The organism is Streptomyces sp. NPDC059010, from assembly GCF_042740355.1.
In the GTDB taxonomy this organism is placed as follows: Bacteria; Actinomycetota; Actinomycetes; order Streptomycetales; family Streptomycetaceae; genus Streptomyces.
In genome coordinates, this window is record NZ_JBHYJA010000036.1 from 16551 (window position 1) to 31409 (window position 14859).

The 14859-nt window shown below is 69.4% G+C and carries 8 protein-coding genes; 5 read left to right on the top strand and 3 right to left on the bottom strand.

The window, feature by feature from the left end:
* Positions 1-250: 250 nt before the first annotated feature.
* Positions 251-838, bottom strand: coding sequence for a GNAT family N-acetyltransferase (locus tag ACFWYS_RS32235; RefSeq protein WP_384776396.1), 588 nt, complete (start codon positions 836-838; stop codon positions 251-253).
* 285 nt (positions 839-1123) lie between these two features.
* On the opposite strand from ACFWYS_RS32235, the gene secA reads away from it, so the two are divergent.
* Positions 1124-3973, top strand: coding sequence for a preprotein translocase subunit SecA (gene secA / locus ACFWYS_RS32240; protein ID WP_384776398.1), 2850 nt, complete (start codon positions 1124-1126; stop codon positions 3971-3973).
* A 426-nt stretch (positions 3974-4399) separates the two neighbouring features.
* Here secA and ACFWYS_RS32245 read toward each other — a convergent pair whose 3' ends face one another.
* Positions 4400-5128, bottom strand: a complete 729-nt coding sequence (locus ACFWYS_RS32245; RefSeq protein WP_384776400.1) for an Rv3235 family protein — start codon at positions 5126-5128, stop codon at positions 4400-4402.
* A 327-nt stretch (positions 5129-5455) separates the two neighbouring features.
* Between ACFWYS_RS32245 and ACFWYS_RS32250 the strand changes: the two genes are divergently transcribed.
* Positions 5456-5971 (top strand): DUF6912 family protein, encoded by a 516-nt coding sequence (locus tag ACFWYS_RS32250; protein WP_384776402.1) that lies wholly within the window; start codon positions 5456-5458, stop codon positions 5969-5971.
* A gap of 131 nt (positions 5972-6102) precedes the next feature.
* The gene (locus ACFWYS_RS32255) at positions 6103-6768 is read left to right on the top strand and encodes an HAD family hydrolase (protein ID WP_384776404.1); all 666 of its coding nucleotides are present in this window, start codon (positions 6103-6105) and stop codon (positions 6766-6768) included.
* Between the two features lie 232 nt (positions 6769-7000).
* On the opposite strand, the gene ACFWYS_RS32260 is transcribed toward ACFWYS_RS32255, so the two are convergent.
* On the bottom strand, positions 7001-7567 hold the full coding sequence (locus ACFWYS_RS32260) for a DJ-1/PfpI family protein (protein ID WP_384776407.1): 567 nt from the start codon (positions 7565-7567) through the stop codon (positions 7001-7003).
* A gap of 740 nt (positions 7568-8307) precedes the next feature.
* Between ACFWYS_RS32260 and ACFWYS_RS32265 the strand changes: the two genes are divergently transcribed.
* Both ACFWYS_RS32265 and ACFWYS_RS32270 read left to right on the top strand, forming a co-directional pair.
* Complete coding sequence (locus ACFWYS_RS32265) at positions 8308-13242, top strand: NAD-glutamate dehydrogenase (RefSeq protein ID WP_384776409.1); 4935 nt, start codon at positions 8308-8310, stop codon at positions 13240-13242.
* A 99-nt stretch (positions 13243-13341) separates the two neighbouring features.
* On the top strand, positions 13342-14841 hold the full coding sequence (locus tag ACFWYS_RS32270; protein WP_384776411.1) for a hypothetical protein: 1500 nt from the start codon (positions 13342-13344) through the stop codon (positions 14839-14841).
* Positions 14842-14859: the final 18 nt, after the last annotated feature.

Here is a 14859-nt window from a genome sequence, read left to right on the forward strand (position 1 = left end):
GGGTGTCTGGTGGGCTGGGAGTTGTCTATAAGAGAGAGGATGGGGGATTGTCCACAAACGCGGGACGGGCTGAAAGAAACGAAGCGGGCCGGCGTTGAGAGCAGCCGGTCGGCCTTGAGGGAAGGGGGTAGGCCTTGAGCTTGAGGGAAGGCGGTCGGCTTTGAGGGAGGTCGGGCGGCGTTGAGAGATGCGGTCGGCGCTGAGAGATGTCGGGCGCGTTGGGGGGAGCTGGGGAAGGGGGCTCTGTGGGTCAGGGGGTGGGGGGCGTTGTGCGGGCGGGGAGGTAGGGGGCTGTTGAGGGGAGGCTCAGGTCTGAGGGGAGTAGGGAGCCGAGCCAGCAGTCTCGGCGTACGCCCTGGTGGACGATGGCGGAGCGGAGGGTGCCTTCCAGGGTGAAGCCGGTGCGTTCTGCCACGGTGCGGGAGGGGATGTTGCCCACCTCCGCGCGCCATTCGACGCGGTCGATCGAGAGGTGGACGAAGGCCCAGCGGGAGGCGGCCAGGACGGCCTCGGAGATGTAGCCGTTGCCGCGGTGCTGCTTCGCGCACCAGAAACCGATCTCGGCGTCGCTCATGGAACGCATCGTGAGGCCGACCATGCCCGCCAGGTCCTCCCCTTCGGGGAGGAAGAGCCCCCAGGTGAACATCGAGCCGTTGCGCCAGCCCTCGGGGACCAGGTCGTGCGTGAAGCTGTGGGCGTGCTCGTACAGGTAGGGCGAGGGGATCGTGGTCCAGCGCAGGATGTCGGGGTCCTGGACGGCCTCGTACACGGCATCGGTGTCCTGTGGGCCGACCGTGCGCATGAGGAGGCGGTCGGTGGTGAGCGTGACGGGTTCCATCGGCCGATTCTGCTCGGGGGTCGGTGTGAGCGCCATTCTTTACGCGGCGTGTGAACGATGCGGTGGGTGAGCGTGTGATCGCGGTTCGCACAATTCGTTGACCGAACGCGGCACCATCCGTGGCCCCCGGCCGTTGTCCCTTTGACGGAGATTTGAAGCAGCGGATCATCGGCACCCACGGCAGGCTCCCGGCGCGGCGGGGTCCTCGCATACGATGGCCGTTGCTCAGTCAAGTCAAATGGAAACCGACCGTCCCAGGCCCGACCGGCAAGGAGACCAACCCCCGTGTCCGTCCTCTCGAAGATCATGCGTGCAGGCGAAGGCAAGATCCTGCGCAAGCTGCACCGCATCGCGGACCAGGTCAACTCCATCGAAGAGGACTTCGTCGACCTCTCCGACGCCGAGCTGCGCGCCCTCACCGATGAGTACAAGCAGCGCTACGCTGACGGCGAGACCCTGGACGACCTGCTGCCCGAGGCCTTCGCCACCGTGCGCGAGGCCGCAAAGCGCGCGCTCGGCCAGCGCCACTACGACGTGCAGATCATGGGTGGCGCGGCCCTCCACCTCGGCTACGTGGCCGAGATGAAGACCGGTGAGGGCAAGACCCTCGTCGGCACCCTGCCCGCGTATCTGAACGCGCTGTCCGGCAAGGGTGTCCACCTGATCACGGTCAACGACTACCTGGCCGAACGCGACTCCGAGATGATGGGCCGCGTCCACAAGTTCCTGGGCCTGAACGTCGGTTGCATCCTCGCCAACATGACGCCGGCCCAGCGCCGCGAGCAGTACGCCTGCGACATCACGTACGGCACGAACAACGAGTTCGGCTTCGACTACCTGCGCGACAACATGGCGTGGTCCCAGGACGAACTCGTCCAGCGCGGCCACAACTTCGCCATCGTCGACGAGGTCGACTCCATCCTCGTCGACGAGGCCCGTACGCCGCTGATCATCTCCGGCCCGGCCGACCAGGCCACCAAGTGGTACGGCGACTTCGCCAAGCTGGTCACGCGCCTGAAGAAGGGCGAGGCCGGCAACCCGCTCAAGGGTCTTGAGGAGACCGGCGACTACGACGTCGACGAGAAGAAGCGCACCGTCGCCATCCACGAGTCCGGTGTCTCCAAGGTCGAGGACTGGCTGGGCATCGACAACCTCTACGAGTCGGTGAACACGCCGCTCGTCGGCTACCTGAACAACGCCATCAAGGCCAAGGAACTGTTCAAGAAGGACAAGGACTACGTCGTCATCGACGGCGAAGTCATGATCGTCGACGAGCACACCGGCCGTATCCTCGCCGGCCGCCGCTACAACGAGGGCATGCACCAGGCGATCGAGGCGAAGGAAGGGGTGGACATCAAGGACGAGAACCAGACGCTCGCGACGATCACCCTGCAGAACTTCTTCCGCCTCTACAAGCGCCAGGACCACAACGGCAAGGAAGTCCCCGGCCTCTCCGGCATGACCGGTACGGCGATGACCGAGGCCGCCGAGTTCCACCAGATCTACAAGCTCGGCGTCGTTCCGATCCCGACCAACAAGCCGATGGTCCGCAAGGACCAGTCGGACCTGATCTACCGCACCGAGGTCGCGAAGTTCGAGGCGGTCGTCGACGACATCGTCGAGAAGCACGAGAAGGGCCAGCCGATCCTCGTCGGTACGACGTCGGTCGAGAAGTCCGAGTACCTGTCGCAGCAGCTCAGCAAGCGCGGTGTGCAGCACGAGGTGCTGAACGCCAAGCAGCACGACCGGGAGGCGATCATCGTCGCCCAGGCCGGCCGCAAGGGCGCCGTGACCGTGGCCACCAACATGGCCGGCCGTGGTACCGACATCAAGCTCGGCGGCAACCCCGAGGACCTCGCCGAGGCCGAGCTGCGCCAGCGGGGCCTCGACCCCGAGGAGCACATCGAGGAGTGGGCCCACGCCCTGCCCGCGGCCCTGGAGCGGGCCGAGCAGGCGGTCAAGGCGGAGTTCGAGGAGGTCAAGGACCTCGGCGGTCTCTACGTCCTGGGCACCGAGCGGCACGAGTCCCGTCGTATCGACAACCAGCTGCGCGGTCGTTCCGGCCGTCAGGGCGACCCGGGCGAGTCCCGCTTCTACCTGTCCCTGGGCGACGACCTGATGCGGCTCTTCAAGGCCCAGATGGTCGAGCGCGTGATGTCGATGGCGAACGTCCCCGACGACGTGCCGATCGAGAACAAGATGGTCACGCGCGCGATCGCGTCCGCCCAGTCGCAGGTCGAGCAGCAGAACTTCGAGACCCGTAAGAACGTCCTGAAGTACGACGAGGTCCTCAACCGCCAGCGTGAGGTCATCTACGGCGAGCGGCGCCGCGTCCTGAAGGGCGAGGACCTGCACGAGCAGGTGCAGCACTTCATGGACGACACCATCGACGCGTACGTCGGTGCGGAGACCGCCGAAGGCTTCGCCGAGGAGTGGGACCTGGACCGGCTGTGGGGCGCCTACAAGCAGCTCTACCCGGTGAAGGTCACCATCGAGGAGCTGGAGGAGGCGGCCGGCGACCGGGCCGGTCTCACCGCCGAGTTCATCGCGGAGTCCATCAAGGACGACATCCACGAGCAGTACGCGGCGCGTGAGGCGCAGCTCGGCTCCGAGATCATGCGTGAGCTGGAGCGCCGGGTCGTGCTGTCGGTCCTGGACCGCAAGTGGCGCGAGCACCTCTACGAGATGGACTACCTCCAGGAGGGCATCGGCCTGCGCGCGATGGCGCAGAAGGACCCGCTGGTCGAGTACCAGCGCGAGGGCTTCGACATGTTCACCGCGATGATGGAGGGCATCAAGGAGGAGTCCGTCGGCTACCTGTTCAACCTGGAGGTCCAGGTCGAGCAGCAGGTCGAGGAGGTCCCGGTCGAGGACGCCAAGCCGGTGGCCGACCTTGAGAAGCAGGACGCGGTGCCGGCGCAGGCGGGTGCGCGCCCCGAGATCCGCGCCAAGGGACTTGAGGCTCCGCGCCGCCCGGACCGGCTGCACTACACCGCGCCCAAGGTGGACGGCGAGGGCGACATCGTCGAGGGCGACTTCGACAACGGCGACGAGCCGGTGCGTTCCGAGGCCGACGGCCTCACGCGCGCGGAGCGCCGCAAGCAGTCACGTGGTGGACGGCGCCGCAAGAAGTAACGCCGTGCAGTAGAGAGTGGCAGTAACAGTGGCGGTGCCTGGGGCGCCGTAGCGGCCGGAAGGGCCGGGCCTCCTTTGTGGGGGTCCGGCCCTTCGGCTTGTCTGGGTGAGTGGGCGGGTGGGTGGGCGGGGCAGGGCAGGGCTCAGTGGCGGCGGATTGGGTGCGCGCCGGGCCCGGACGCCCCGGACGCCCCGGGCGCTCCGGATGCTCCGGTGGGAAGGCCGGGCTCGGCGCCTTGAGCGGGCCGTGGCGGTGGTTTGCCGGTCGCCGTGGGCCGGCTGGTCCGGGTAGTCGTCTGGCGTCGCCCCTGGGGCGCCCGTGTGGCCGTCGGGCGTCGGTCGTGGGCGGCCCGCGTGGGGTCCGGCCCTCGGTTGAGGGCGGCCCGCGTCGGTTCGTCGGGGTCCGTGGGCCGCCCCTGTGTGGTGTCAGTCGTCGACCGTGTGTGGCCTGCGTGGGCCGCCCAGTTCCACGGCTGTGCAGCGCCAGCGGAGGTCGCCGCCCCGTTCCAGGCGGAATGCCATGGCGCGCAGCTGATCTCCGGCGCCGATGCGGGCGAAGGCCTCGACGGCGCCGGGGCGGGGTTCGAAGTAGCCGATGTCGCGGACGACGGGGCGGGTGCCGTGGGTGCGCAGGGGGCCGCGTTCGGCGAGCCAGGCGAGTTCGTCGTAGGCGCGGCCGGCGGTGTGGCGCAGCATCGAGTGGACGGGGCGCTGGCCGCTCAGGACCAGAAGCAGACGATCGGCGAAGACATCGGTGGGGCGGGGGTGCGGCAACGGCCTCAGCGGGGGCTGTTGGCCCTGCTGGGCATGTTGGGCCTGTGAGGTCTGGGGCGTTCGTGGGGTCTGGGTCTGCGGCGTCTGCGGCGTCTGTGGGGTCTCCTGCGTCTGTGGGGTCCACGGTGTCTGTGGGGACTGTTGCGGCACGGTCGCCCGTGGCTGGGTGGGGGCGGTCGGTGGGCGGGTGTCCCGGGGGCTTGTGCGGGCGCGGGTTCCCGGGGTGGTCGGTGAGCCCGATGGGCGGGCGCCGGGCGACGTCGTACGGGATGGGCCGCCGCTCGGTGTGCGGGGTGGGGCGCCGCCGGGGCGGCGGGTGTCGCGGCGGGTCGGCGGGCGGGTGCCGAGGCGGTGCTGGGTCCTGGTCATGACCTTGTTCATGGGGTCCCCGTTCGGTGGGCCCGGGTGATACCGGGCAGTAACTTCGAGGTTGGTGATCTTGTACGGGGTCCGGGGCGTCGGGGGCAAGAAAGCGGGAGCTCGGAACGGACGGCCAGAAAACTCACCTATCTGGGTGACCGAGGGGGGCGGGAGCCGGTGATGGCGGGCCGGTACAGGGTGAGATTCCGGAGCGGAGTGGACGCTCTGCGGGGTGGTGGTGGGGACTCGAAAGGGGACGCCCGCACGTATCCTGAAGGCCCTCCGGGAGGTGCGGGACCCGCCCTTCCGAGTCCGTGCGGAGCCTTACGAGTACGAAAGCGGCCAGCCATGCGCGTCTACGTCCCTCTGACCCTCCCCGGACTCGCCGAGGCGTACAAGACGGGCGAGTTGGGGAGTGGGCCGCTCGTCGCGTACGCCGTCACGCCCGCGTTGCGCGAGTGGTATCTCTCCGACGACATCGAGGAGTTGGAGTACGCGGCGCTGAACCGGGCCGCGCTGGCCTCGCTACGGCTGCTGGCGGCGGACGCCGGGGCGGTGCGGCGGCGGGTCGTGGTCGCCGCCGACGTGCCCGACGGTGCGGCGATGGCCGATCCCGACCGGGGGCTGGATCCGGCGGCGCTGGGTGAGGTGCGGATCGCCCAGGGCGTGGCGCTGGCCAAGGCGGCCGCCGTGCATGTCGACTCGGGCGACGCGGAGGCGGATGTGGCGGCGGCAGCGGAGGCGCTGCGGGCGGCGGACGGCGGGGACGACGACGCGCAGTTCGTGGTGGACGGGGCCGAGGACCATGAGCTGCTGTGGTTCGCGACTCAGGAGATTCCGAATCTGGTGGGGCTGGACGGCTGAGGCCAAGGCCTCGGTGTCCTGATGGGCTGGGTGCCCTGATGGGCTGGGTGTCCTGATGGGCAGATGGGTCCCAGCGCCTCGTTGACCTGCTGTTCTCTTGATTGTCAGTGGTGGCGGGTACGGTTTTTGGCATGGGGAAGCGAGTAGGGGCGCACATCGTCTGGGACTGGAACGGGACGCTGTTCCATGACAATGACGCGATCATCGGGGCGACGAACGCGGCGTTCGGCGAGCTCGGGCTGGAGCCGATCACGATGGAGCGCTACCGGGCGCTGTACTGCGTGCCGGTGCCGAAGTTCTACGAGCGGTTGATGGGGCGGCTGCCGACCGAGACGGAGTGGGAGGTCATGGACGAGACCTTCCATCGGTACTACGCCGAGCACCGCGTGCGGTGCGGGCTCACCGAGGGCGTGGCGGAGCTGCTCGGGCAATGGCGGTCGGCGGGGCGCAGCCAGTCGATCCTCAGCATGTATGTGCATGACGAACTCGTCCCGTTGGTGCGGGGGTTCGGGATCGAGGAGCACTTCATACGTGTCGACGGGCGGACCGGGCCGTCCGGGGGCAGCAAGGCCGAGCACATGGTGCGGCACATCGGGGCGCTGGCGAGCGTGGATCCCGCTCGCACGGTGGTGATCGGGGACGCCGCCGACGACGCGGTGGCGGCGCTGCACGTGGGGGCGCGGGCCGTGCTCTACACCGGGGGGTCGCACAGCCGGGCGAGCCTTGAGGAAGTCGGGGTGCCGGTCGTGGACACGCTGGGGGAGGCGGTCGCGGAGGCGGAGCGGATGGCGGCGTAGCGGGCGGGCCGTCCGGGGCCTGCGGTGCAGCCGAGTTCCGCTGGTGCGGCTGGTCCCGGTGGTGCGGTCCGGGCCCGTGATGTGGCGGCCGACCGGTCTGGGGTCGCCGGTCCGGTCGGCCGGTCACGTCGTCTTGGCCGGTCACGTCGGTTCGGCCGGTCATGTCATCTCGGCCGGTCACGTTCGTCCGCTCAGGCGCCCGCCCAACGCGGCCCCGCCGGCCCAGTGGACGTCACGTCACCGGTGCCTTCGCTCGCAGCACCGTCAGGAACTCCCGCATCCAGGCGGAGTGGTCCGGCCAGGCGCGGGCGGAGACCAGGGTGCCGTCGACCACCGCCTCGGCGTCCTGGAAGGTGGCGCCGGCGGCCTGCATGTCCAGTTCCAGGGCCGGGTACGCCGTGACGCGGCGGCCGCGGAGGCTGTCGGTCGCGGCGGTGAGCAGGGGGCCGTGGCAGATCTGGGCGACCGGCTTGTCGGAGTCGAAGAACGACTTGAGGATCTTGCGGAGTTCGGGGTCGTTGCGGAGGTACTCGGGGGCGCGGCCGCCGGGGATGACGATGGCGGCGTAGTCGCCGGGGTCGACCTCGGAGAAGGCGAGGTCGGCGGGCCAGGTGTAGCCGGGTTTCTCGGTGTAGGTGTCGAAGCCGGGTTCGAAGTCATGGACGACGAACTGGAGCTTCTTGCGGGTGGGGGCGGCGATATGGACGTCGTAGCCCTCCTCGCGGAGGCGCTGGTAGGGGTAGAGGACCTCCAGTGACTCTGCGGCGTCGCCGGTGACGATGAGGATTTTCGCTGTCATGTCGGATGCGCTCCTCTTGTGGGCCGTGGTCTGCGTCTCCGTGGTCTGCGTCTTCGCCGGGTCTATGGGCAACGTGCCTCGGGGCGGGGGTCTTGCCAAGGGGCCGTGCGGTGCGGGGTGCCGCCTGGTGCGGGTCGGTGCCGAGGGGCACAGCTGGCACAGCTGTCCGTAGGCCTGTTTTCGGACACGGGTGGCCACCCGACGGCCGGTTTTCGGGTCCGTTTCTCGGCCCTGGGGTCGTCGCAGCTCTGCACCCCAGCCTCCCCCTCCGTGTCCGGCCCCGCCAGTTACGCCCTCACCGCACCCTTTGACCCTGTGCAGAACGTCAAAGTTCTCCCCCTTGTTTTGTACACATACGGCTCATGACGGCTCCCCTGTAAGGAGCGATAGCCTTAGTGGCGTGATCAGCGCGATAGCTCGCGGGGGCATTGGTGCCCCTGCCCTGCGCCCGGCGAGCACGGACGACATCCGTGACCGGGCGGCAGTCGCTGGTCTTCGTGGGCGGGAGGGGGGCGTAAGGGCTCCCGGGAGGTCATCCACACCCCGGGCCCAGGCGTCGCAGAGAGCAGCGTCACACCCCGTGGGCAGCTCAAAATTGGCTCATATATCCCCGCTCATCTCACCTCGCGGCATAGCGTCGAAGCAGACCGGACACCCCGCGTCACGGCGTTACGTCCGAGGGGAAGAGACCGAACTTCCTTCAACGTCACGCAACGGCGCGCGACAGGAGCCAGAGGACAATGCAGACCAAGCTGGACGAAGCCAAGGCCGAGCTGCTCGAAAGGGCCGCCCGGGTAGCTGAGAACAGCCCGGTCGGGGGGTATCTACCGACCGGGACGACGGACAAGGGCACAGCCGGCACCCCGGACCACGACACCGTGCTCGCGTTCCTCCAGCGTTACTACCTGCACACCGCCCCGGAGGACCTCACCGACCGCGACCCGGTCGACATCTTCGGAGCCGCTTTCTCGCACTACCGGCTGGCCGAGAACCGCCCGCAGGGCACGGCCAACGTGCGGGTTCACACGCCCACCGTCGAAGAGAACAGGTGGACCTGCAGCCACTCCGTCGTCGAGGTCGTCACCGACGACATGCCCTTCCTGGTCGACTCCGTCACCAATGAGCTGACCCGGCAGGGGCGGGGCATCCACGTCGTCATCCACCCGCAGGTCTTCGTCCGCCGCGACCTCACCGGCAAGCTCATCGAGGTGCTCAGCACTCCGCCCTCCGGCGAGCTGCCGCACGACGCGCACACCGAGTCCTGGATCCATGTGGAGATCGACCGCGAGACCGATCGCGGCGACCTGAAGCAGATCACCGCCGACCTGCTGCGCGTCCTGTCCGACGTCCGCGAGGCCGTCGAGGACTGGAGCAAGATGCGGGACCTGGCCCTGCGGATGGCCGACGAGCTGCCCCAGGAGCCCCACTCCGACCTGCGTGAGCTGGAGTTCGAGGAGGCCCGCGAGCTGCTGCGCTGGCTGGCCGACGACCACTTCACCTTCCTCGGCTACCGCGAGTACGAGCTGCGCGGCGACGACTCGCTGGCCGCCGTGCCGGGCACCGGCCTCGGCATCCTGCGCTCCGACCCGCACCACTCGGAGACCGACAGCCACCCCGTCAGCCCGTCCTTCGAGCGGCTGCCCGCCGACGCCCGCGCCAAGGCCCGCGAGCACAAGCTGCTCATCCTCACCAAGGCCAACAGCCGGGCGACCGTGCACCGGCCGTCGTATCTCGACTACGTCGGGGTGAAGAAGTTCAACGAGAACGGCGAGGTCGTCGGCGAGCGCCGCTTCCTCGGGCTGTTCTCCTCCGCCGCCTACACCGAGTCCGTCCGCCGGGTGCCCGTCGTCCGGCGCAAGGTCGACGACGTGCTGCGGGCCGCCGGGTTCTCGCCCAACAGCCACGACGGGCGCGACCTGCTGCAGATCCTGGAGACGTACCCGCGCGACGAGCTGTTCCAGACCCCGGTCCCCGAGCTCCAGCGGATCGCCACCTCCGTCCTCTACCTGCAGGAACGTCGCAGGCTGCGCCTCTATCTCCGGCAGGACGAGTACGGGCGCTACTACTCCGCCCTCGTCTACCTCCCGCGCGACCGCTACACCACCGGCGTGCGCCTGCGGATCATCGACATCCTGAAGGAGGAGCTCGACGGCACCAGCGTCGACTTCACCGCCTGGAACACCGAGTCGATCCTGTCCCGGCTGCACTTCGTCGTCCGCGTCCCGCAGGGCACCGAGCTGCCGCAGCTGTCCGACGCCGACAAGGAGCGCATCGAGGCCCGCCTGGTCGAGGCCGCCCGCTCCTGGGCCGACGGTTTCGCCGACGCGCTGAACGCCGAGCTCGGCGAGGAGCGCGCCGCCGAGCTGCTGCGCCGCTACTCGGGCGCCTTCGCCGAGGGCTACAAGGCCGACCACACCCCGCGCTCCGCGGTCTCCGACCTCGTCCACATCGAGCAGCTCACCGAGGAGAACAACTTCTCGCTGAGCCTGTACGAGCCGGTCGGCGCCGCCCCGGAGGAGCGTCGTTTCAAGATCTACCGCAAGGGCCCGGCCGTCTCCCTGTCCGCGGTCCTGCCGGTCCTCAACCGGCTCGGCGTCGAGGTCGTCGACGAGCGGCCGTACGAACTGCGCTGCTCGGACCGCAGCGTCGCCTGGATCTACGACTTCGGTCTGCGCATGCCCAAGTCGGTGGGCGGCGGTGACTACCTCGGCGACGACGCGCGCGAGCGCTTCTCCGAGGCGTTCGCCGCGACCTGGACCGGCAAGGCGGAGAACGACGGCTTCAACGCCCTCGTGCTGAGCGCCGGGCTGACCTGGCGGCAGGCGATGGTGCTGCGGGCGTACGCGAAGTACCTGCGGCAGGCGGGCTCCACCTTCTCGCAGGACTACATGGAGGACACCCTCCGCAACAACGTCCACACCACCCGGCTGCTGGTGTCGCTGTTCGAGGCGCGGATGTCGCCGGACCGCCAGCGCGCGGGCCACGAGATCGTCGACGCCCTCCTCGAAGAGGTCGACGCGGCGCTCGACCAGGTGGCGAGCCTGGACGAGGACCGGATCCTGCGGTCCTTCCTCACCGTCATCAAGGCGACGCTCCGTACGAACTTCTTCCAGGAGGCGGCGGCCGGCAAGCCGCACGACTACGTTTCCATGAAGTTCGACCCGCAGGCCATCCCCGACCTGCCGGCGCCGCGCCCGGCGTACGAGATCTGGGTCTACTCGCCGCGGGTCGAGGGCGTGCACCTGCGCTTCGGCAAGGTCGCGCGCGGCGGCCTGCGCTGGTCCGACCGGCGTGAGGACTTCCGCACCGAGATCCTCGGCCTGGTGAAGGCGCAGATGGTGAAGAACACCGTCATCGTGCCGGTCGGCGCCAAGGGCGGCTTCGTCGCCAAGCAGCTTCCCGACCCGTCCGTGGACCGGGACGCCTGGCTGGCCGAGGGTGTCGCGAGCTACAAGACCTTCATCTCGGCGCTGCTCGACATCACCGACAACATGGTGGCCGGCGAGGTCGTGCCGCCCTCGGACGTCGTCCGGCACGACGAGGACGACACCTATCTCGTCGTCGCCGCCGACAAGGGCACCGCGACCTTCTCCGACATCGCCAACGGGGTCGCCGAGCAGTACAACTTCTGGCTGGGCGACGCCTTCGCCTCCGGCGGCTCGGCCGGTTACGACCACAAGGGCATGGGCATCACCGCGCGCGGCGCCTGGGAGTCCGTCAAGCGGCACTTCCGTGAGCTGGGCGTGGACACGCAGAGCGAGGACTTCACGGTCGTCGGCATCGGCGACATGTCCGGTGACGTGTTCGGCAACGGCATGCTGCTCAGCGAGCACATCCGCCTGGTCGCCGCCTTCGACCACCGGCACATCTTCATCGACCCGAAGCCGGACGCGGCCACCTCCTACGCCGAGCGCCGCCGCCTGTTCGAGCTGCCCCGCTCCAGCTGGGAGGATTACAACACCGAGCTGCTGTCGGCCGGTGGCGGCATCTTCCCGCGCAGCGCCAAGGCCATCCCGGTCAACGCGCACATCCGCGAGGCCCTCGGCATCGAGGGCAAGGTGTCCAAGATGACGCCGGCCGAGCTGATGAAGGCCATCCTCCAGTCGCCGGTCGACCTGCTGTGGAACGGCGGCATCGGTACGTATGTGAAGGCCTCGACCGAGTCCCACGCGGACGCCGGTGACAAGGCCAACGACCCGATCCGCGTCGACGGCGCCGACCTGCGCGTCAAGGTCGTCGGAGAGGGCGGCAACCTGGGTCTGACCCAGCTCGGCCGGATCGAGTTCGCGCGCCAGGGCGGCAAGATCAACACCGATGCCATCGACAACAGCGCGGGCGTGGACACCTCCGACCACGAGGTGAACATCAAGATCCTGCTCAACGGCCTGGTCGCCGACGGCGACATGACCGTCAAGCAGCGCAACAAGCTGCTCGCCGAGATGACCGACGAGGTCGGCCGGCTCGTCCTGCGCAACAACTACGCGCAGAACACGGCGATCGCCAACGCCCTCGCCCAGTCCAGCGCCATGCTCCACGCCCAGCAGCGCTTTATGAAGCACCTGGTCAGGGAGGGGCATCTGGACCGGGCGCTGGAGTTCCTGCCCACCGACCGCCAGATCCGCGAACGCCTGAACGCCGACCACGGCCTGACCGGCCCGGAGACGGCCGTCCTGATGGCGTACACGAAGATCACGGTCGCCGAGGAACTGCTGCACACCACGCTGCCGGACGACCCGTACCTGAGCACCCTGCTGCACGCGTACTTCCCGACCGAGCTGCGCGAACAGTTCCCGGAGCACCTCGTCAGCCACCCGCTGCGCCGAGAGATCACCACGACCGTGCTGGTCAACGACACGGTCAACACGGGCGGTACGACGTATCTGCACCGGCTGCGCGAGGAGACCGGTGCCTCGCTTGAGGAGATCGTCCGGGCGCAGACCGTGGCCCGCGCGATCTTCCGCTCGGCCGCGGTGTGGGACGCGGTCGAGGCGCTCGACAACAAGGTCGAGGCCGGCGTCCAGACCCGGATCCGGCTGCACTCGCGCCGCCTCGTCGAGCGCGGCACGCGCTGGCTGCTCAACAACCGGCCGCAGCCGCTGCAGATCGCCGACACCGTCGACTTCTTCGCCGAGCGGGTCGAGGAGGTCTGGTCGCAGCTGCCGAAGCTGCTCAAGGGCGCGGATCTGGACTGGTACCAGCAGATCTACGACGAGCTGACCGGCGCCGGTGTCCCGGCCGAACTGGCCACCCGGGTGGCGGGCTTCTCCTCCGCCTTCCCGACGCTGGACATCGTGTCGGTGGCCGACCGGATGGGCAAGGACCCGATGGACGTCGCCGAGGTGTACTACGACCTCGCCGACCGGCTGAACATCACCCAGCTGATGGACCGCATCATCGAGCTGCCGCGCTCCGACCGCTGGCAGTCCATGGCCCGTGCCTCCATCCGCGAGGACCTGTACGCCGCCCACGCGGCCCTGACCTCGGACGTCCTGGCCGTCGGCAACGGCACCTCGACGCCAGAGCAGCGGTACGAGGCGTGGGAGCAGAAGAACGGCGCGATCCTGGGACGGGCGCGTACGACGCTGGAGGAGATCCGGGGGTCGGACGCGTTCGATCTGGCGAACCTGTCGGTGGCCATGCGGACGATGCGGACGTTGCTGCGGACGCACACATAGGCCGACCACGCGTAAGCCGTACGCACATCAGGGCGCCCCGGGCCGTGACAGCCCGGGGCGCTCGCGTATTTGGGGCAAAACGGGACTTACAGTGCTCGGATGAGCATGATGCGGGGTGCGCTGCGGAGTACGACGGTCGTGCCGCAGGCTGTCGCCGCCCTGGTCGTTCTGCTGCTTCTCCTGGTGATCGTCCGGCTCCCTTGGGTCGGTGACCTCGGTATGCACGCGGCGACCGTGCAGCGGCTCCGGCACGACCTGGTCGATCCCGGGAATCCGCTGGTCGACGCGGATACGCCGAGTCCGTACTACTCGCCGTGGATGCTGGTGCTCGGGTGCGTGGCGCGGGTGTCCGGGCTCTCGGTGTTCGTCGTGCTGCGGATCGGTGCGGTGGTGGGGCTGGGGCTGCTGGTCACGGGGGTGTGGCGATACGTGCGGACGCTCAGCGCGCATCGGGCGGCGCCCGCGTTGGCCGTGCTGTGCCTGGTGTTTCTGTGGGGGACGTCGCTGTTCGAGTGGAGCGGGTTTCTGGGGCTGAACTCGCTGGCGTTGACGGTGGCGTATCCGAGTGTGTTCGCGTTGGGGCTGACCTTTCATTTCTGGGCATGGCTGGCGCGGGCGCTGCGGTCGGGGGCTGGGCAGGGAGCTTGGGCCGGGCTCGGGGTGCTGTGGGCGGTGATTCTGCTGTGCCATCAGTTCTCGGGGGTCGTGGCGTCTTTGGGGGCGCTGGCCACGGTGGTTGCCGCGTGGGCGGGACGGGGCGGCCGTGTGGGGCGCGGGGTGTGGCTGCGCGTCGGGGGCGGGGTCGTGGTGGGGGTCGTGGTGCTGTGGGTGTGGCCGTACTACGACTTCTTCGCGCTGGTCGGGGCGGGGGGTGAACTGGAGGCGGTGCATCGGGGGTTGTACCGGGAACTGGCGGGGCGGTACTGGCTGGTGATGGTGGGGGTCGGTGCGCTGGTCGTGCGGTGGCGGCGGGATCGATGGGATCCGCTGGTGCTGTTCTTCGTGCTGGGGGTGGTGGTCGTGGCGGTTGGTGGGGTGAGTGGGCACTACTCGTGGGGGCGGGCGTTGCCCGCGGCGCTGATTCCGGCGCAGGTCGCTGCCGCGTTGGCGGTGGTGGAGGAAGGGAGGGGGATGCGGTGGCGTGGGGTGTGGGCGGGGGTGCTGGGTGCGGCCCTGGTGGTGGGGGCTTGGACGCAGGTCGGGGCCGTGGGGTACGTCGTGCCGCGTGGGGTGCTGCCGGGGGTGGTCGCGGCGAAGTACCGGGTGCCTTGGGCGGGGTACTGGTGGGTCACGCCCTGGGTGAAGTACGGGGACGTGGTCATGGCGCGGACGATGCCGGCTCGGCAGATTCCGGCGTACGGGGCGTACACCGTGGCGCCCGGGTATCCCGACGTGTTCCTGGCGGATGCGGGGCGTCGGGAGGCGGCTGTGCGGCGGTACTTCGGGGCGGGGGCGTCCGTGGGGGTGCGGCGGGGGATCGCGGCGGCGTACGGGGTGCGGTGGGTTGTGGATCGGGGGACGGGGACTGGAAGGGGCCAGGGGGTGCGGGTGGTGACCTGGGGGCCGGGCGGGCAGGTGTTGTACGAGGTGGTCCGGTAGCTGTTCGGCAGCGGCTCG